The sequence below is a fragment of the Mesorhizobium sp. A623 genome (assembly GCF_054489405.1).
The window spans coordinates 14,042-33,014 of sequence record NZ_JBTMXB010000019.1; the positions used below are offsets into that span (position 1 = coordinate 14,042).

Below are 18,973 nucleotides of genomic sequence, written 5' to 3' on the forward strand. Positions count from 1 at the left end.
TTTTACGAGAGGCAGGCTGTGGTCAGCGGCGGCGGCCGTCGATCGACAGCGGGCCGGCGCCGAGAATGGCCAGCAGCAGCAAGCCACCGGTGATGGCCAGGTTCTTCTGCAGCATGAGGGCATTGCCGGCCTGCGAGAAATCGAGATGGGCGACAGCCGTGGCGCCCAGGACGAAAACAGCGACGACGATTGCGGCAATGCGGGTCTTGAAGCCGACCAGGATCGCAAGGCCGCCCAGGAATTCAACCAGGCCGACGATGACGGCGGTTGCCGTCGGCATCGGCAGGCCAATACTGCCGAAATAACCGGCCGTGCCGGAAATCGCCGTCAGCTTGCTGTAGCCGGCGATGATGAACAGGATCGACAAGAGTACGCGACCTGCCAGAACGACGGCCGGAGCGCTGGAAGCGGAGCCGAAACCGGCTGTGGAAGCGGAAGTTGGCATTTCATCTCTCCAAAGTTGAATGCCCGCCCTATACACCAAACCGACTGTTCACTAAAGTCACGATAATCGCGACACATCGTTCACTGTTTTATAATTTGCTGCCTTATCCTGGGTGAGTCATGTCCTGCGGCCGCACCAGGCGGTCGTAATCGGCTTCCGTTACCAGCCCGGTTGCCAATGCTTCCTCGCGCAAGGTGGTTCCGTTCTTGTGCGCCGTCTTGGCGATTTTTGCGGCGTTGTCGTAGCCGATGGTCGGCGCCAGTGCGGTTACCAGCATCAGCGAACGGTCCAACGCGGCCTTGATGTTGTCTTCCCGTGCTTCGATGCCGACGACGCAATGGTCGGTGAAGGAAACGGCCGAATCGGAAAGCAGTTGCACCGACTGCAGGAAATTATAGGCCATCAGCGGGTTGTAGACGTTGAGTTCGAAATGACCCTGGCTGCCGGCAAAGGTCAGGGCGGCATTGTTGCCGAACACCTGCACGCAGACCTGCGTAAGTGCCTCGCACTGGGTCGGATTGACCTTGCCCGGCATGATGGACGAACCCGGCTCGTTTTCCGGCAGGGCAAGCTCGCCAAGGCCGGAGCGCGGGCCGGAACCGAGGAAGCGGATATCGTTGGCGATCTTGAACAGGGCCGCCGCGGCCGCATTGATGGCCCCGTGCGAGAACACCATGGAATCATGCGCCGCCAGCGCTTCAAACTTGTTGGGCGCGGTAACGAAGGCGATGCCGGTAATGGCGGCGATGCGTTCCGCGACCTTTTCGGCAAAGCCGACAGGGGCGTTGAGACCGGTGCCGACGGCGGTGCCGCCCTGCGCCAGTTCCTGAAGGCCCGGAAGCGTCAGCTCGATGCGCGCGACGGACGAAGCGACCTGCGCGGCATAGCCGGAAAACTCCTGGCCAAGCGTCAGCGGGGTTGCGTCCTGCGTGTGGGTCCGGCCGATCTTGACGATATGATCGAAGGCTTTCGCCTTGGCATCGAGCGCCGCATGCAGGTGCTTCAGCGCTGGCAGCAGGTCGTGGATGATGCGCTCGGCACAGGCGATGTGCATGGCCGTCGGAAAGGTGTCGTTGGAGGACTGGCTCATATTGACGTGATCGTTGGGATGAACCGGCTTCTTGCTTCCCATCACGCCGCCGAGCATCTGTATGGCCCGGTTCGAAATAACCTCGTTGGCATTCATGTTCGACTGGGTGCCGGAGCCGGTCTGCCATACCACCAGCGGAAAATGCTCGTCGAGCTTGCCGTCGATCACTTCCTGCGCCACCTGGACGATGGTTGTGCCGATCTTCGGATCGAGGCGCTTCAAGTCCATGTTGACCTCGGCTGCCGCGCGCTTGACGATGCCCAGCGCGCGCACGATCGAAGCGGGCTGCTTTTCCCAGCCGATCTTGAAATTACCGAGCGAACGCTGCGCCTGCGCACCCCAATACCGGTCATCCGCGACCTCGATCGGGCCAAACGTGTCGGTTTCGGTTCTCGTTTTTCCAGCGCTCACAGGCCTGTCTCCAATTCTTCCATGACCAAGTGTTCAGATGGCCAACTCTTCAAATGGGATCGGCCTATCGCGTTGCACAGGAGGCTTCAAGGGAAGATGCGGGCGCTTCTGAACCAAATCGGTTCAAACAGGCCATAAGGTCGCGGATGTCTGAAGCGCAGCCGGTGCAGGGCTACCGTCGCAACAGGTTTTTCATACGGTCGCGCACGATGCGCGCCATGTTGCGGGTTTCGCGGTAGAGGTGAAGCTGTGCCGCCGCCTGCCTCGCTGGCCGGTCTGCGCCCGGAGTAAGGCCGATTACGAAAGTGCCGACCGGGTGGCGCTCCGTCCAAAGCCGGCTCATCACGGGATGGTCCGGCACCGCGCATGAATCCGTCAACATGACGTTCGGATCGTCCAGATGCTGCTTGGTCACTTCGACCATCAGCAGCGTTCCCGGCGAATAGGCCGCCAGCGTCTCGTCATAGGCGGTCTTCCACGTATAGGCGCAGCCCTGCTCGACGAAGACGATGAGGCTGGCGATGGTGCGGCCGTCGAGCGTCAGCGAATGAATGCGGCACAAATCCTGCTCGGCCAGCCGGTGCACGGCCTCGCGGGCAAAGGCGGCGCGGTAGCGGTCGATGGCCATGGCGGTGCGCTCGTGGCCTTTCCACCCTGCCGCCTCCAGCGACAGGAAGCTTTCGATGGCGTGGCGGATTTGCTCCGGTCCGCGCGCCACCTCGTGTTCCAGCCTGCCGATTTCGCCAAGCCGGCGTTTCAGCCGCCGGAACTCGCGGTAGTGATGCGGGCGCAGCGCTTTTTTCAGGTATTCGTCGCCCTCCAGCGTGCTTTCAAGGAAGGGGCGCTGCACCTCGCCGGTGATGAACAGCGGCAGGCCCCGTGCTTCGGTGACGGTGCGAAGCAGGCCCGCCGTCGGACCGTCGAGACGTATATCGGGCAGCGCGAGCACTTTTGGCAGCTTCAGATGCGGCCGTCCCAGCATGGAGAAAAAGTCCTCGATCACGCCGACCGGGTCGTCGCGGTCGATCAGCGGCGTGCCGATCGGGCCGAAAGGGCTCGACCACGTGCGCATGACGGAAACGCCCACCGGACGCAGCGGCTTTTCCACCGAAAACGGCACCAGCAGGCGAAGCCGGTTGCGATATTGGTCGCCGTCGCGGATGACCGCCAGGCGGACTTCGCGGTCTTCCAGCCTCGGCATGGCTGGCGCAAGGAAACGCGGATTGAAGAAAACATTGGGCTCGGCCGTGCGAGCGCACAGATAATCGAGTTCCTCGACCAGGTCGAAGCCAGCGGACGCCGGATAGATCGCGAGCTTGCGCTCCGGGCGATTGTTGGCGAAGGCTTCCAGATCCGCGGTATCGCCGTCGCCATGCGCGTGGCCGGCAAGGCCCGAAACCATGGCCCCGGCCGGACCGCCGCTGGTTTCCTCGACGAGGGGAGTTGCGGCCATCAGAATGCTCCTCTGGGTGAGGGTGTCGGCACGAAGATCGCCATGACGATGCCAAGCCTGCGCCAAACGGTAAAGGACAGGGCAGCGGCCTCGAACACCATGGCGAATGCGGTGGCGAAGGCTGCCCCCCACAGGCCGAACAAGGGGATGAGGATCACGTTCAAGCCGATGTTGAGGGCCAGCGTCATGGCGTAGACGGCGGCGCAGATATTCTGGTTGCCGCTCATGGTCAGCAGGCTTTCGCACGGGCCAACGGCCGCGCGGGCGACGACACCGGCTACCAGCAGGAACAGGAGCGGATAGCCGTCGCTGAATTCGGGGCCGAAAAGCATCAGCATCGGCTTGCCGAGCGCGAGCACCAGAAGCGCCATGAACAGCGACGGCCAGAACGTCCAGGATACCGTTTCGCGGGCGAATGCAGCCAGTTTCTCCGGCTCGCCATGGGTGAACTGCGCATAACGCTGGGCGACGCCGGCCTTGACCGCGAAATAGACGAAATGAACCAGCGCCAATGTTTTCACCGTCGCGAAATAGACGGCGACATCGCCAGGCTCGAGATAGGCGCCGACCATCAGCACGTCGGCATTGGTAAGCAGGAAGAAAAAGCTTTCCACCAGGAAGATCGGCAAGGACACGGTGAGCCACAGCGCGAAATGGACCTTGGCCGGGCCGGATGGAACCTGCGCGTTGATGCGGGAAGTGGTGCCGGCGAGCTGGACGAGGGTCGTGGCATAGGTGGCGGCGATGGTGGCGAGGATCGCGGTTCTCGCATCGGGCGCGCATCCCCAGGCAAGGGCCGCAGCCATGATCGCGAGGATGAGCAAAGGCCGCAGGATATAGGTCGGCGTCAGCGCAAACAGCGCCCATGAATACGCCCGCGCATGGCCTTGCAGCAAATCTCCCATGGCGATCATCGGCAGGCAGATGATACCGAGCAGGAACGGCACCACGTAGTAGCTTTCGATCCAGGGCTGGAGCAGCCACACGGCCCAGGCGCCCATGGCGGCCACGACGCTCGATGCAATCAGTACGAACAGCCGGCTTGAGATCAGGATGCCGCGCAGTTCGTCGAACATGCCGCGCTCGCGATATTCGGGGATGAAGCGAATGACCGACGTATGGTAGCCCAGGCAGGCAATGTTGCCGACAATGACCATCGTCACCCAGACAAGGACGAAGATGCCGTATTCAAAGCTGCCCATCCAGCGGGCCATCATGACTTGGCTGGCGAAGGCGATGACCGCGCTGATGATGCGGATGGCAAAGGCAATGACCGACATGCGGCTCGCTTCGCCACGTTCATCGGCCGCAAACAGCGCGGCGTCGACGCGGTCAAGCAGCGGCCGCGCGTGCAACGCCAAGCGTTGCGGTAGAAGCCGCCCGACTGCCGCCGCCGAAAAGCGCACGCGATACTCTCCGAAATCCGTCCTGTTCAAGCCGGCAATCTAGCGGGGACACCTTAAGAAACGGTGGGCAAGCCCGCCAAAATCATTGCTTTTTTCGGATTGCCGACACGCCACTTCCGACCCTGAAGCCCCTCGCGATTTTTCAACTTCGCTTGCCGGGCTTCTGGACTTGGCCCTCTCGCATGTCGTTATCTCAAGACCGGCCTCCGCTTTCGGGGAAACATGCTTCAGTCGGAAACTTCCGTCTGTGGCCGGTCGCGGCCGTCGGCCAGTTCCTCGTGCCATTTCCCGTCGGAATCTTCGTAGCGGATACCATCGGTCGAGCCTGCGATCTGCTGCTCGGACGAGGCGGCTTCGGCAGCCCGCAACGCTCGCGCATGACTGGGAAAGGTTTCCGAGAAAGTCGCGCCTACCTTGTAGGCCCAGCCGCCATCGTGCTCGACGATGGTGTAAGTCAGCTTCGTCATGGAAACCTCCGGTTAGCGTTGAAGCGACAAAATCTCCTGCGGCTGAATCTTGCCGGCTGCCGCCTTACCCTCCAACGTCGTTCCGCGACGTTGGTTGCATGACGCGGACGCGAAAGCGCGGACTGAACTCAGGCGCTGGCCTTCACCCAATGTTTCATCGTGCCCACGGAGCCGAGCAATTGTGGCGCGGCATGGATTTTTTCGCCGAGTGCTGCGGCCGCGCGCCAGCCCCAGCGTGGATCGGCCAGAAAGGCGCGGCCCAGCGCCACCATGGCGGCTCGGCCTTCGGCAATGATCGTGTCGGCGTGGTTCGGATCGTCGATCAGGCCAACGGCCCGTGTCGGGATATCCGCGCCTTTACCGACCGCTTCGGCCAGATGCACCTGATAGCCGGGGCCGGCCGGCACTTGCTGCAAGGGCGAATTACCGCCGCTGGAGCAGCAGATATAGGCGACGCCTTCGGCCTTCAGCGCCTTCGCCACGCCGATGGCGTCTTCGACGTCGAAGCCGCCGTCGACCCAGTCCTTTACCGAGAGCCGCGCACCGAGCATGAGGCGGGGTGCGGCTTTCTTCACGGCCTTGGCGATTTCGACCACAAAACGCATGCGATTTTCCGCCGATCCGCCCCAGCGGTCGGTGCGTTGGTTGGAGAGCGGCGAAAGGAACTGAAAGATGAGGTAGCCGTGGGCGGCGTGCAGTTCGATGAAGTCGAAGCCGGCGCGGTCGGCGCGTCGTGCGGCCTCGGCGAAGCGCTCGATCACTTGCAGGATCTCGTCTTCCTCCAGCGCATGCGGTACCTGCCAGCCTGTGTTGTAGGCAATGGCCGATGCCGACACGATCGGCCACGGGTCCTGGTCGGCTTCCAGCGGGCCGCCGCCTTCCCATGGGCGCTGGCAGGAAGCTTTACGGCCGGCATGCGCCAATTGCGTGCCGAATTTGGTGCCGGGGGCCGCAACCCGTCTGGCGGCGTCGAGCGCGCGCCGGGCGGCGGCCTCATTGCGGTCGGAGTAAAGGCCGAGGCAGCCATGAGAGATGCGGCCGCGCCGTTCCACATTGGTCATCTCGACTGTGACCATGCCCGCGCCCGACATCGCGTAGCTCATCCATTGCTGGAGATGCCAATCGGTCGCCGAACCGTCATCGGCCGAATACTGGCACATGGGTGCGACGGCGATACGGTTTGGAAGGACGAGGCTGTCGAGCGTGATCGGCTGGAAGAGAGGCGCTGTCATGAAAGGCTCCGGGGGAGGGATATGCGCCTATGTAGGCACCCGGCACCCGACACGCCAGCCAGCTAGGGCCGAAACGCTGGTTTGAGTTGGTTGTCGGAGGTGTGCCGCGCGAAAAAAATACAAGAATGGTGGTGCGGACGCCGGGAACCACGCGCCTTTAGAATCAATCCCTTAGAGTCAAAATACCGTAATCCGATACCGTAATTACCTGTGGATAGCCGCCACGGGACGTATTGGCACGCATTGGCACTAATTGGGACGGCGGCTTCACGTTTAAAGTGAATTAATCAACAAAATCAAGAGCTTGAATCGATCCTTTGTCGACTTTCCCTATAGTCGCGTGGTATTATCAGGCATCAAAAACGCGAAACCCGCAGAGCCGGCAAGCTCCACGGGTTCAAATCCTGAAAGGATCACATTTTGCACCCCGAATATACCGAATCTGCCGCTCCGGCGCAAGACCTAAGTGACCTACTCGGCCCTGAGCCGCTACCGCAGATAGGCACCAATCTGGCTGTCGCGGTCGATCTGGCGCAGCGCGGCTTTGCCGTGTTTCCATGCAAGGAATATGGGCCGAAGGGCACTATCAAAAGCCCCTACACGCAAAACGGAAAAGACGACGCCTCGACCGATCCCGCCCGCATACGCGCATGGTGGAAGGCTCACCCGATGGCGATTGTCGGCCTGCCGTGCAAGCGCAACGGCTTAGCCGTGCTGGACCTCGATTGTCACACTGCCGAGCAAGATGGCATTACAGCGCTACGCGGCTTGGGTTATGATCCCGACGCTCTTTCGTCCTTCCTAGTCGATACTCCCTCGAACGGTCGGCATCTCTATTTTCGCTACCCGGAAGGCTTGGGCGACTCCCATAATCACTTACCCGATGGCGTTGAAATTAAAGCGAGCGGCTATGTGATTGCACCCGGTAGTGTCATGGCCGATGGGCGGCGATATCGTGCGAACGGGACTCTTGATGTCGAACGGCTGCCCTCCTGGCCGGCTGCACTTTCCCCGCCTAAGCGTGACGACTCCGACGTGTCGCGCTTGCTTGGTCCTGAGCCGTTGCCGGTCGATTGGAGAGAGGTTACGCGGGCGCTCCAATCTGTCGATCCCGATTGTTGCCGTGCTGAGTGGAGTAAAGTCGGCATGGCATTGGAAGCAGCCGGCAACGGCGATGATGCCGCGTTCGAGGTTTGGGACATATGGTCGAAGGGCGCGACCGTGCCGGGCAAATACAAGCGCCGCGAGATGCTCAGCCAATGGCGAAGTTTCACAAAGGGCAGGCTTAGACGTAATCCAGATGACGCAATTGGCATCGGCAGCCTGTTTGAGATCGCGGCCGCATACGGCTGGACTCCCCGCATTATCGTCGATCCCGACATGTTCGACGATCTACCCGACGCGGCACGACCAGATAAGGCAAAGCCTTCGCGCCTCACATTCCTTTCACCTACTGACTGCGAGGCAGCGCCGTCGCGTGGCTACCTAATCAAGGGGCTTTTCGCACCGCGCGACGTTGGTTGCATCTTCGGTGCCCCTGGTGCTGGCAAGTCACTTCTAGCGCCGCGCCTGGGTTATGCCGTTGCGCAGGGTGCCGAAACCTTCGGAATGCGATGCAAGCAAGGCAGCGTCTTCTATGTCGCGGCCGAAGACCCGCACGGAATGCGCGGGCGGGTGAAGGCGTTGAAAGAGGCGCACGGCAATACAGCCGACTTTCATCTGGTCGAGGGCGTTTCCGATCTACTCGCTGATAAATCGCCTGACCTTGCTGCACTGGTCGCGGCAGTGAAAGAGCGCAAGCCGGCCCTCATATTCATCGATACGCTTGCAATGGCGTTTCCTGGCCTGGAGGAAAACGACGCCAAAGGTATGGGCCGCGTGGTCGCGGTTGCCCGTCACCTGACGCATTGGGGCGCGGCAGTGGTCTTGATCCACCATGACACGAAAGCCGAGGGTGCAACGCCGCGCGGACATAGCCTTTTGAATGGTGCGCTGGACGTTGCCCTGCATGTGAAGCGCGACGAAAACGGCGTCATTCGCGGCAAGCTGACCAAAAACCGCAACGGCACTTGTGATCGGGATATTGCTTTCAAGATCGCTGTTGAAGACGGCGGCATTGATGAGGACGGCGACACGGTAACGTTGCCTCGCTGCTCGGAGTTGATGGGCGTGCCTCGAAATGAGGACTTGCGGCTTCCGGCTTCAGCAAAAGCCGCATTGGACATTCTGGAAAGTCTTGGCGGCAAGGCAACCGAAAAGACGTGGCGCGAGGCTTGTGCCGAAGGTCGCACCGTATCCGCTGCCGATGATCGGGAGTCGCGTGTCAAAGCGTTCAAGCGGGCGGCGGAAAGGCTGTTGCGCGGTGATCGGCTTGCGTTCGCAAATGGCCTGTATCGCATCCCCGATGCTTTTGACGATTGGGAGGATGCAGCGTGAGAACCGGACAATCGGACAGACAGCCGGACAAACCGGACAAAGCACACGGCATAATGGGGCAGCAAAACCGGACAGACACGGACACACCCCTTAGAGGGTGTCCGGTGTCCGGTCTGCCTCATGCCCGGACAATGGGAAGCAAGTCTATTCTATTCGAACTTCTACCCTCCCTTCGGCAAATCGATCCTATCGCATCCCCTTGGGTCCTTCCCCTGGGCGGCCGGTTGCGGGGGACACCGACCGCAAAAGAAACGCCTTTGCAGAAATTTGCAAACATGAGTTGCCGAGATGGATTACAGCCTAACTGACCTCTTGGGCGATGAGCCGCCCCCTGTCGCGCTCCCCAAGATCGTCCACGAAAGCCAACTCGCGGCGCTCTTGGGCGTAAGCAGGCAGACGATCTGCGATCAAGTGCGCAGTGGCATCCTGGAGCGTGTCGCCCCCGCCCGGTTCGATCTGGCCGCTTCTGTAAAATCGTACTGCGCGCACCTCCGCACCCATGCTGCCCGCGCTGGGCGGCCGAGCGAAGCCGGGGATGCTTACAAGGTGGCACGCACCGCCAAAATGCGAGCCGACACCGAACTTGCTGAGATCAAGGCGGCGCACGCCCGTGGCGAGCTTGTGAGTGCGGCGGAAGTGACTCGGCAGTGGGAAACCGCCCTGACGGACATCCGAGCCGCCTTGCTGGCTATCCCTGGGCGATTGCAGGGCATCGACCGTGATGTGCTGACCCGTATCGACGGCGAAGTTCGAGCCGTGCTGCTGGAGCTTGCCGATAATGGCTGACGTGCTGGAACTTCGCCGCACCGCCATGCAGGCTTTGCGACCACCCGCCAAGGTAAACTTGCCCGACTGGTTAGAGGCAGAATTGAAGCTGCCGGCCGGCGTTTCCGCACAACCTGGCAAGCTTCGCCTGACCCCGTTTCAACGCGGCATAGCCGAGGCGATCGGCGATCCTTCGATCCCGCGCGTCTCCGTAGTGAAGTCGGTGCGCCAAGGCTACAGCACGTTACTTGTCGGCGCTGTCGGGCATTACGCGAAGAATGATCCATCCCCCGTCATCCTGCTTTTGCCGACGGAAGCCGATTGCCGGAATTTCACGACCCGCGTGCTCGAACCTGTCGCGGAAGCTTCGCCCTGCCTTTCTCGGCTTTTCAGCGATGAAAACATTGCCGGCCGAAACACGATGCTGAGCAAGAGATATCCGGGCGGCTCGCTTCTAATAACGCCCTCGCGGTCGCCCGGTAATCTTCGCGCTCACAACGCCCGCGTGCTCCTGGTGGACGAATCCGAAGCAATGGAGATTACGGCGGAAGGAAATCCAACACTCTTGGCCGAGAAAAGAACACTTGCTTATACCGATCGCAAAATTGTAGTTGGCTCTACTCCAACGACCGAAGAAAATTCGATCATTCTCGATTTGTATGCAAATTCCGATCAAAGAATATTTGAGGTTCGCTGCATAGATTGTTCCGATTATGCGGAGATTCGCTGGAAAGATATCAAATTCGACCCTGAGCGCATCGAAGACGGCGTTCAATGGTGCTGCCCGAAATGCGGCAGCTTTGTTGACGAGATGCACAAGAACGCCATGGTCGAGGCTGGCCGCTGGCGAGCCACAAAGCCGGAAGTGACTGGCCACGCGGGATTCCGCGCCAATGCGCTAATATCGCCGCTTGCCAATGCAGCTTGGCCGATCATCGTCAAAGAATTCCTAGTTGCAAAGAACGATCCTGACAACTTACGCGTGTGGCAGAACACTTTACTCGCCGAGGGCTGGAGAGACGGCGGGGACGTGCTGGACGAAGACAGCTTGCGCAGCCGTGCAGAGCCTCTTGGGCTAGAGGCGATCCCGGAATCGGCGCTTATCCTGACTTGCGGCATTGATATGCAGGATTCATGGGCAGATTGGACGATCGTCGGCAGCGGTCGCGGCGATACGTTCATTCTCGGCAACGGTCAGATTCACGGCCGTTACGATTCAAACGAGCTATGGGCCGAAATTGACGATCTGCTAAAATCAACCTGGCAGCATCCGCTTGGCGGCCGCATAGGCATTTCGGCTGCCTTCCTGGACGAGGGCGACGGCGAACACCAGCCGCATGTTCGCGCGTTCTGCCGGCCTCGCTTCAATCGGCGCGTGGCATCCTCGAAGGGCATGGCAGGGTTTCAGCGCCCGCCCATAGAGCGCTCAGCCGCAAAGGGCGTAAATCTATTCATCGTCGGAGTCGACGCACTGAAAAACACCCTTTTCAACCGGCTGCAATCGGGCAATTCGATACGGTTTTCCGACGATCTATCGCCGCGCTATTTCGAGGAATTGGTTTCGGAGGTTCGAGTCGTCCGCTACGTCAAAGGTCAGCCGACGCGATCTTTCCAGCGGATTCCCGGTCGAAGGGCTGAGACGCTTGATAGTACAATTCTGGCGATCGGAGCACGGAACCTGGTCAATCTCAACCTCGACCGCCGCGAGGAAGAACTAAGCTCCCTCGCGGCACCGAAGAAAATCCCGGCGGTTATTCGTAGCACTTGGCTGGAAACCGGGCGGATATGAGGATTTAGTGCCGTATGGGCGTGAGAATGTGCCGCTGCTCATATCGCCTAGCTTCTGAGGCTATTTTGAGCGCTACGTGTGCAATCCTGTCATCTCCGCGCAATGGCAATTGCCTGAAAACAACCGTGTACGGGTATCCAGATGCCAGCACAACATAGCCTGGGAAAATGTTCCCGTGCTTGTCGTGCCAAGCATAAGGCTGAAATTCATTTCCAGCATCGTCAACAAGCGGCTTTAAAACCATCTCACAACTAACGAGATCGTCAGCGAGATCGTGCCGACGTTCGGCTTTCCCAATCTCACGCTCAATATTTGAAATCAAGGCTTCAAAGGTAATTGCCATAATTATCCCCTCCCTGCCATAGCCATTTCGCCCAAAGCGTACAGGAAACCGACGCCGTAGCCAGTTTTATCGGCTGCCATCTCTCGTACCAAGCGCACTAAACGCGGCATGTCGCCAGTTGCCGCGCAATCCTCGATAAGCTGGACTGCACGCTGGCGACCGATTTTGTTTTCACTTGCATAAGTTGTCATGGAAATTACCTCCGTTGTTGATCACGGAAGTGACGTAGCACATAGAATTGTTACAATGAAATCAACTATTTAACACTTTAAAAGTGAATCACACGTTTAAAGTGAAATCTATTCTATGAAACCTGCAAAAGCACTTTCGAGATTCCGGGTCGTGACGCGGATGTCATGCTTTTTAAGCCAGTCTGCGACAAGCCACACCGCAAGATCGTAAGGGATGCCAGCCTTAGCGCAATTGAGCGCTGCCCGCTGAGACTGCCTGATTTGCTTGGCGTTCATGGTCCCGTTCCTGAAAAGAAGCCGGTAGCGACCATTACAACGCTACCGGCTTCGATGTCAGTGTCCGGTTCTCGGGCCGTCACTGACCGCACACTAGGGCGAGGAGTCGTCCTGGACGTGTGCCACTACCGATTTAGTTGATCGGCGGCAGTCACCCGCCGCCGATCTGCTCATGGGCGAACCACTCTGGACAAGGGTTCGAATATGAATTTAATCCTAGCTATGGAGAATGTCAACACTTACATTAATTTCACTCCATAAGTGAATGTATTCACTTGATAATTGAAAGTTATCATATGTTGACATGATCCATAGTTTAGGATTATATGCCTCATTATGAGCCTCACGATCAAAGACCTTGCTGCTGATATTGCCCTCGCTGGCGTGCCCTTCGAGACGGCCCGAAATCGAGTAAGCCATTTCGCGCAAAGCCGATTGATTTCCGGCCGCCGTGATGGGGTGAACACATCGCCAACGATCTACCGGCCGACCGACGCGGCTATCGCAATCGCGCTTAGCGCACTGCAGGATTCCGGCATTGCCGATCTTGAGATCATGGAAGCAGCGTCGATCGACCTTCATTTGCGCATTGCCGATTGCCTGGCGGGACTCGCCAACGGGGAAAGCTGGTCGCTTGTAGTGGAGATTTACCGCCACACGTCGGGCGGCTTCGGCCGGTTTATCAGCCCGCGCTTGGTGCGCCACCCCCAACCGGCAGCGCATCGCATGCCTCTCGGCATGACGCCGCGCGGCGCAATTATAGTCGTGCTGGACGAAATGCTGTTGCCCGTTGTGCGGCGCTTGCATCCTCCAAAAGGAGCGCACTGACATGGCTTCGCTCACTCTTTCATTAGACACGGTGCGCGATACGGGACTCTGTCGCGATGGGTGGCGGATTGCTCATAAATTTCTCGGCGATGGGGAAGAGCACAGTTATCGCGACCTTTTTGACGCCGGCGTGCCGCTCGATCATGTCGTGTGGGTTGTGTCTCGCCTGGCAGATACCGACGCCGACATAAAGCGCAGATTGCTCCTTTGGCTAAGCGATGTCGTTGCGCACGTCCTGCCAGTTTGCGAACGGGCCGAAGAACGAAAGATACCGATTAGAGTGGTCTCGGAGACCAGAAAATTCGCACGCGGTTCCTCTTCAGTCGCTGCCGTGTTCCTGAGCGATGATGAGAATCAGTATGTCCGTTCGCCTTCATTCACGGGTGCCGCCGCTAACGTAAATCGTGCTGCGGCTTGGCTCGCTATCCGCGTAGAAGGCCGTGGTGAAGATGTGAATGATCGCGCTTATTGGGTGCACAAAAAGGCGCGAATGATCGCATCGGAGGAAGCCGAGGAACGCTGGCAGCACGAGCGTTTAGTTGAGCGTTTTTCCGATCCTGAGCCTGCCGACTGGCCGCTTGAGTTGGAGGCCGCATAATGGGCTTGCTTAGCTTCCTGAAGCGCTCTACTGCCACCCGCCGCTTTGATGCTGGCGCTGGTGGCCGCCGCTGGTCCGCGCAACCGTCATTCGGCCGCACGGGCGCGGAAACACTGGCAGCAAGCGCACCGATCCGGTCGAAAGCCCGGTACTTTTTCGCAAATAACCCTTGGGCCGCGAATGGCGTCAATGCGCTGGCGATTGGTCTTATCGGCGCTGGTATCAAAGCCGCTCCGCAGCACCCCGATCCCGACGCCCGCAAGCTGCTGGGCGAGGCATTTACCCGCTGGGCGAAGATTGCCGACGCTGAGGGCCGAACCGATCTGCATGGCCTGATGGCTGCTGCCGTCCTGGCGATGATCGTTGACGGCGAGTCTTTCATCGTTTTCGAGCATCGGCCGGAAGGTTTGCGGCTGCGATTGCTGCCCGCCGAAATGGTCAATGAGTCCGACACGCGCGAGCTTCCGGGCGGCGGTTATGTCGTGGCAGGAATCGAATTCAATGCCGCTGGCGAGCGTGTCGCCTATCACGTCCTGAAGAATCGGCCGACCGATGTTTTCGCCTCGACCTGGGGCAGCACAAGATTGCCCGCCGAAGATGTTTTGCATCTCATGCGGCCGCTGGGCGCTGGGCAGGTGCGCGGGATATCCTGGGCAGCTTCTATTCTGTTGCGGCTGTCGGAACTCGACCAAACCGAAGATGCCTTGATCGTTGGTACCAAGATCGCGGCAATGTTTGCTGGATTCCTGGTCGATCTGAATAATACGAGCGGCGCTGATCCATTTGAAGGTCAGTCGCAACCGAGCCTCGAACCCGGCACGCTGCAGCGGCTTCCGGGCGGCGTCGATGTTAAATTCGGCGTACCGCAGCAAGCGCAGCAAACGGCCGAATTCGTTTCGCACCAAATCCGAGCAATCTCGGCCGGGCTAGGCGTTCCGGCTCATTTGGTCTCGAACGATCTTCGCGAAGCTTCCTACGGCAGCCTTCGAGCCGGAATGATCGCCTATAAAGGCCGCCTTGAAGCCATTCAATTCGGCACGATCATTCCGCAGCTTTGCGAGCCGATCTATGCCCGCGCTATCACGGCGCTGGTGCTGCACGGCGACATTGCCGCGCCTGATTTCGAAAGCGCTCAAAGCGAATATCTTGCCGTTGAGCACTACCCCCCGACACAGCCTTGGCTTGATCCGGCCAAAGACGCAGCCGCAACCCGCGACATGATCACAGCCGGCTTGATGAGCCGCAGGCAGGCAGTTGCCGCGCTTGGCTACGATATCGAAGCGCTGGACTCCGAAATTGCGGCTGACCGCGAACGCGAAACCCGATTGGGCCTGACGTTCGGCAGCACCCCCGACACCAAGGAAAAGGTAGATGACAACCCAAATCCAGACCCGAAGCGCTAATTTCACGCCTTCCACGCTCGATCGTGAAAAGGGAACGGTCGAAGTGATCCTATCGACTGGTGCGGCCGTCCAGCGTGCCGGCTATGTCGAAGCGATCGACGTTTCGGGCATCCGGTTTCCGTCGAAAATCACCCTGTTGGATTCGCATCGCCAAGGCTCGATCCGCGACATTCTCGGCAGCGTCGGCAACATCCGCGTCGAAGCCGGAAACCTGGTTGGCACCGCCACAATAACCGATCCCGCAACCCTCGCAGCCGTTGAACGCGGCGACGTGTCGGGAGTCTCAATTGGCTACGCGGTCAGGAAATGGCGCGAGTCCGTAGTCAACGGCCAAAAAACGAAGACGGCAATCGAGATCGATCTTCGCGAGGCTTCACTCGTCGCAGTGCCGGCCGATCCAAACGCAACAATAAGGAGCATTCCATTGCCTACCGAAAACACTCAGCCCGATGCGGGCACCATTGAAACGCGCTCTGCCATCCGCGCAATCGCGGCTCAGCACGAATTCGGCACCACATGGGCCGACGATTTGATCGACAACGGCGCGACCGTCGAAGCTGCTCGCAGCGCAGCCTATGAGCGGCTGACCGTCGAAGCTCCGAAGCCCGTTCGCACGGCAACGGTTGGATTCTCCAACGAAGACCCGGCCATCATCCACGAACGCCAGTCGGAAGCCCTGGCTTGCCGTATGATGAGCACCGCGCCGAGTGAAGCTGCTCGCCCGTTCATGCAGATGGGCATCGCTGACTATGCCCGCGACCACCTGGGCCGCTCCGGCGCTGTCGGCATCGCCACCATGGGCCGTGAACAACTCATGGAACGCGCCATGCACGGCACGTCCGACTTTCCCGAACTTCTGACCGGCGCGGGCAACCGTGTTCTGTCGAACGCCTATCAGCGGGCCGCATCGCCCTTGAAACAGCTTGCTCGCCAGCGCACCGCTGCCGACTTCCGGCCAATGGCGATCCTGAAGACCGGCGAGTTTTCGGGCTTGAGCAAGGTATCCGAGGCCGGTGAGATTCAGGCCATGACGACCGGCGAAGCGGCTGAAGGTTATAGCCTGGAAAGCTTCGGTGGCATCTTCTCGATCACCCGTAAGGCTCTCGTAAACGACGACCTGGGCGCATTCGGTCGCTGGGGCGAGATGATGGGACAGGCGGCGGCTGAGACCGAAGCAAACCAGCTTCTTGCGCTTCTTACCGCGAACAGCGGCGGCGGCGTGAAGATGGACGATGGCAAAAACCTGTTTCATGTCGATCACGGGAATCTTGCTGCATCCGGTGCGGCGCTGTCGGAAACGACACTTTCCGATGCACGCTTAGCGCTTCGCACTCAGAAGGGTCTCGACGGCAAGACTCCCGTCGGCGTTACGCCGAAATATCTTCTTGTGGGTCCAGCACTCGAAACCAGCGCGGAAAAGATTCTCGCTTCGATCTACGCGGCAACGGCCGACAACGCGAACCCCTTCAGCGGCCGGCTCACGCCGATCGTTGAGCCTCGCCTGACTGGAAATGGTTGGTTCATCTTCGGTGATCCGGCAACGGCTCCGGTGCTCGAATACGCCTATCTTTCGAACGCTCAGGGTCCGCAGCTTTCCAGCCGCGACGGTTGGGAGGTCCTGGGCCGCGAGTATCGCGTCGTGCTCGACTTCGGTGCGGGCGCTACCGATCATCGTGGGGCATACCGGAACGCGGGCGCGGCGTAATGGCATCGCTTCCAACTCTGGTTGACTATCGCGAGCGGCTTTATGCCGCCCGCTTTAGCGGCACCCGATCGGTGCAAGATTCGAACGGTGAAAGGATCGAATACCGATCCGACGCCGAACTTGCCCGCGCCATAGCTTCAATCAATCGCGAGATCGCAACAGCCGAGTCCGAGCTTGGTTGCAGCCGTGTTCGCTTCCAAACTTCGAAAGGTCTTTGAAATGGCTAAAAATTACGTCTCCCCTGGTCACGTTGTGACCGTTCCCGCCGCCGCCGCTGCCAATTCTGGCGATGTGGTTATCGTTGGTTCGATCGTTGGCATTGCTGCCGGCGATGCTGCAATCGGGGCCGACCTCGATATTTGCGTTGGTGGAATCTACGATCTGGCCAAGGTATCCGCCCTTGCGATCGCTGCCGGCGATAAAGTCTATTTCGACGCAACGGCCGCCCTGGTGAACAAGACGGCTTCCGGCAATACGCTGCTAGGCGTTGCCGTCGCGGCTGCAGCCAATCCGAGCGCAACCGCGCGCGTAAGGCTCAATCCCGCTTTCTGAATTCTACCTCTCATAAGGTAGAATTTTGCCCGCTGCGGCCGGTCTCCTGCGAAAGGTGCCGCAGCGGGTATTTTTATGCCAGAAGCCCGGACAGGTCATTCGCTTGGCCAGCTTTTTCGTGCTTGTCGAGTAGATCGCTATACCATTGCATCATCCGGGCACGAATCTGCCAGCGCTCGCCTCGATCATACGCCGCGCGGATAGCATCGTCGGGTGCATGGGCAAGCTGGTGCTCAATCGCCGAAGCATCCCATATTGGGCTTTCGCTTTCGTTCGCGATGGTGCTGAAGGTGGAGCGGAAGCCGTGAACCGTCGCCCTGCTGTGATAGCCGCACCGATAGAGCGCATACAGAAGGCAATTTTCAGAAACCGGCTTGTGCACCCATTGGCTAGGCAGCACCCATTCGTTGCCGTTCGCTAGTACGCGCAGCCGTAGGAAGATCGCCTTGCCCTGCCGGCTGAGCGGCACCCGCAATTCCCGTTTCATTTTCATGCGCTCAGCCGGGATAGTCCAAACGTCTTTTTCAAAATCGAATTCCGACCATTTGGCGAACCGAATTTCTTCAGTCCGCACGAACACATGCGTGACCGCTTTCAGCCCAAGGCGTGTAGATTCCTCCATGGGCGTAACGCTCAATCGCTGAAAAAACTGTGGCAACTCCGATTCCTTAAGGGCTGCCCGGTGCTTCTCTTTCGGGACAGGCTTCAGGGCGTCGTGCAAATCGGCTGCCGGATTGAACTTGGTCATTCCGCTTGCGATCGCGTACCGGAAAACCGTGCTGACAAATTGGTGCGCGCGCCGCGTCGTGTAGACCGCTTCCCTTTCTTCGATCTTCCTGAGCGCTTCAAGGACCATTGGCGGCTCAATGTCCGCTATCGCCTTGCTACCGAACGCCGGGAAAATATCGCCTTCCAAGCGAGACCAGAAGCGGGCCGAATAAGAAGGCTTCCACTTCTTTTCATTGGCCTTGAACCATTCGCGGGCGACCTGCTCAAACGTCGGGCGGCTGTCTGCTTGCTCGCCCGCCTTGGCTGCAGGATCAATGTCCGCCATCACCTGCTCCTTCAAGCCGTCGCGCTTTTCGCGTGCCTCAGCCAATGGAATGACAGGGTAGGGACCAAACGACGCGGTGCGCCGCTTGCTTTCAAAAGTGTAATCCACACGCCACAGTTTCGAGCCATTGGGCGAGACGTAGAGGTACAAACCCCGTCCATCCGCCAATTTTCGCGCTTTTGCGGCCGGCTTGGCGTTTCGGCAAGCAGCATCGGTTAAAGCCATTCCCATCCCCATTTTTACGGTATCGGCGAATAATACCGTAAAAAATACCGTAAATCCAATCGGGATGCATTGGCACTCATTGGGACGACCAAGCGTCTCCAACACTGTTATTGTTCACTTTTTACGTGAATATAAGGGTAGGAAATGGGCAGCAATCTAGTTGCTGGTGCGGACGCCGGGAATCGAACCCGGATAGCCGAAGCTGAGGGATTTTAAGTCCCTTGCGTCTACCAATTCCGCCACGTCCGCGCGCTGCCACTGGTAATTGAGCCGGCCCGGATTGCAAGTCCGCTTTCGATGCGAA

General features: G+C 59.4%; 19 protein-coding genes and 1 tRNA gene. 9 read left to right on the forward strand and 11 right to left on the reverse strand.

All coding sequences use genetic code 11. The features are described 5' to 3' along the window. Positions 1-22: 22 nt before the first annotated feature. The 6 genes from ACX3P1_RS18365 to ACX3P1_RS18390 all read right to left on the reverse strand — a co-directional run bounded on the left by ACX3P1_RS18365 (position 23) and on the right by ACX3P1_RS18390 (position 6,504). Positions 23-445: a DoxX family protein gene (locus tag ACX3P1_RS18365; RefSeq protein ID WP_459081053.1), complete on the reverse strand. Its 423-nt coding sequence runs from the start codon at positions 443-445 to the stop codon at positions 23-25. 103 nt (positions 446-548) lie between these two features. Further along, positions 549-1,946 carry a class II fumarate hydratase gene (fumC, locus tag ACX3P1_RS18370; RefSeq protein ID WP_459081054.1) on the reverse strand — a complete coding sequence of 466 codons (1,398 nt, stop codon included), beginning with the start codon at positions 1,944-1,946 and terminating at the stop codon, positions 549-551. 172 nt (positions 1,947-2,118) lie between these two features. Next, on the reverse strand, positions 2,119-3,399 hold the full coding sequence (locus tag ACX3P1_RS18375) for a GNAT family N-acetyltransferase (protein WP_459081055.1): 1,281 nt from the start codon (positions 3,397-3,399) through the stop codon (positions 2,119-2,121). Beyond that, a complete protein-coding gene (locus tag ACX3P1_RS18380) occupies positions 3,399-4,805 on the reverse strand; it encodes a lipopolysaccharide biosynthesis protein (RefSeq protein ID WP_459081108.1) in 1,407 nt (468 codons plus the stop codon). The genes ACX3P1_RS18375 and ACX3P1_RS18380 overlap by 1 nt, the downstream gene beginning before the upstream one ends. Before the next feature lie 227 nt (positions 4,806-5,032). After that, a complete protein-coding gene (locus ACX3P1_RS18385) occupies positions 5,033-5,272 on the reverse strand; it encodes a DUF2188 domain-containing protein (protein ID WP_459081056.1) in 240 nt (79 codons plus the stop codon). A gap of 128 nt (positions 5,273-5,400) precedes the next feature. Then, the gene (locus tag ACX3P1_RS18390; protein ID WP_459081057.1) at positions 5,401-6,504 is read right to left on the reverse strand and encodes an NADH:flavin oxidoreductase/NADH oxidase; all 1,104 of its coding nucleotides are present in this window, start codon (positions 6,502-6,504) and stop codon (positions 5,401-5,403) included. Between the two features lie 420 nt (positions 6,505-6,924). Between ACX3P1_RS18390 and ACX3P1_RS18395 the strand changes: the two genes are divergently transcribed. The 3 genes from ACX3P1_RS18395 to ACX3P1_RS18405 all read left to right on the forward strand — a co-directional run bounded on the left by ACX3P1_RS18395 (position 6,925) and on the right by ACX3P1_RS18405 (position 11,494). Beyond that, positions 6,925-8,940, forward strand: a complete 2,016-nt coding sequence (locus tag ACX3P1_RS18395) for a bifunctional DNA primase/polymerase (protein WP_459081058.1) — start codon at positions 6,925-6,927, stop codon at positions 8,938-8,940. 288 nt (positions 8,941-9,228) lie between these two features. Then, the gene (locus tag ACX3P1_RS18400; RefSeq protein ID WP_459081059.1) at positions 9,229-9,726 is read left to right on the forward strand and encodes a hypothetical protein; all 498 of its coding nucleotides are present in this window, start codon (positions 9,229-9,231) and stop codon (positions 9,724-9,726) included. Then, positions 9,719-11,494 (forward strand): phage terminase large subunit family protein, encoded by a 1,776-nt coding sequence (locus ACX3P1_RS18405; RefSeq protein ID WP_459081060.1) that lies wholly within the window; start codon positions 9,719-9,721, stop codon positions 11,492-11,494. The genes ACX3P1_RS18400 and ACX3P1_RS18405 overlap by 8 nt, the downstream gene beginning before the upstream one ends. A gap of 4 nt (positions 11,495-11,498) precedes the next feature. On the opposite strand, the gene ACX3P1_RS18410 is transcribed toward ACX3P1_RS18405, so the two are convergent. The 3 genes from ACX3P1_RS18410 to ACX3P1_RS18420 all read right to left on the reverse strand — a co-directional run bounded on the left by ACX3P1_RS18410 (position 11,499) and on the right by ACX3P1_RS18420 (position 12,304). Further along, positions 11,499-11,837: a hypothetical protein gene (locus ACX3P1_RS18410; RefSeq protein WP_459081061.1), complete on the reverse strand. Its 339-nt coding sequence runs from the start codon at positions 11,835-11,837 to the stop codon at positions 11,499-11,501. 2 nt (positions 11,838-11,839) lie between these two features. Then, positions 11,840-12,028 carry a hypothetical protein gene (locus ACX3P1_RS18415; protein WP_459081062.1) on the reverse strand — a complete coding sequence of 63 codons (189 nt, stop codon included), beginning with the start codon at positions 12,026-12,028 and terminating at the stop codon, positions 11,840-11,842. Positions 12,029-12,136: 108 nt separating this feature from the next. Continuing rightward, positions 12,137-12,304, reverse strand: coding sequence for a hypothetical protein (locus ACX3P1_RS18420; protein ID WP_459081063.1), 168 nt, complete (start codon positions 12,302-12,304; stop codon positions 12,137-12,139). Positions 12,305-12,640: 336 nt separating this feature from the next. Here ACX3P1_RS18420 and ACX3P1_RS18425 point away from each other — a divergent pair, with 336 nt between their 5' ends. The 6 genes from ACX3P1_RS18425 to ACX3P1_RS18450 are packed head-to-tail and all read left to right on the forward strand — an operon-like array spanning position 12,641 to position 17,390. After that, positions 12,641-13,132, forward strand: coding sequence for a hypothetical protein (locus ACX3P1_RS18425; protein ID WP_459081064.1), 492 nt, complete (start codon positions 12,641-12,643; stop codon positions 13,130-13,132). Position 13,133: 1 nt separating this feature from the next. Then, positions 13,134-13,730 carry a hypothetical protein gene (locus tag ACX3P1_RS18430; protein ID WP_459081065.1) on the forward strand — a complete coding sequence of 199 codons (597 nt, stop codon included), beginning with the start codon at positions 13,134-13,136 and terminating at the stop codon, positions 13,728-13,730. Further along, on the forward strand, positions 13,730-15,133 hold the full coding sequence (locus ACX3P1_RS18435) for a phage portal protein (RefSeq protein ID WP_459081066.1): 1,404 nt from the start codon (positions 13,730-13,732) through the stop codon (positions 15,131-15,133). Before ACX3P1_RS18430 ends, ACX3P1_RS18435 begins: the two co-directional genes overlap by 1 nt. Next, the gene (locus ACX3P1_RS18440) at positions 15,102-16,838 is read left to right on the forward strand and encodes a prohead protease/major capsid protein fusion protein (protein ID WP_459081067.1); all 1,737 of its coding nucleotides are present in this window, start codon (positions 15,102-15,104) and stop codon (positions 16,836-16,838) included. The genes ACX3P1_RS18435 and ACX3P1_RS18440 overlap by 32 nt, the downstream gene beginning before the upstream one ends. Beyond that, complete coding sequence (locus tag ACX3P1_RS18445; protein WP_459081068.1) at positions 16,838-17,056, forward strand: phage head-tail joining protein; 219 nt, start codon at positions 16,838-16,840, stop codon at positions 17,054-17,056. The genes ACX3P1_RS18440 and ACX3P1_RS18445 overlap by 1 nt, the downstream gene beginning before the upstream one ends. A 1-nt stretch (position 17,057) precedes the next feature. Then, the gene (locus ACX3P1_RS18450) at positions 17,058-17,390 is read left to right on the forward strand and encodes a DUF2190 family protein (RefSeq protein WP_459081069.1); all 333 of its coding nucleotides are present in this window, start codon (positions 17,058-17,060) and stop codon (positions 17,388-17,390) included. Between the two features lie 73 nt (positions 17,391-17,463). Here ACX3P1_RS18450 and ACX3P1_RS18455 read toward each other — a convergent pair whose 3' ends face one another. Together ACX3P1_RS18455 and ACX3P1_RS18460 are read right to left on the reverse strand one after the other, a co-directional pair. Next, positions 17,464-18,774, reverse strand: coding sequence for a tyrosine-type recombinase/integrase (locus tag ACX3P1_RS18455; protein ID WP_459081070.1), 1,311 nt, complete (start codon positions 18,772-18,774; stop codon positions 17,464-17,466). A 59-nt stretch (positions 18,775-18,833) separates the two neighbouring features. Continuing rightward, positions 18,834-18,918, reverse strand: a tRNA-Leu gene (locus ACX3P1_RS18460). Positions 18,919-18,973 lie beyond the last annotated feature (55 nt).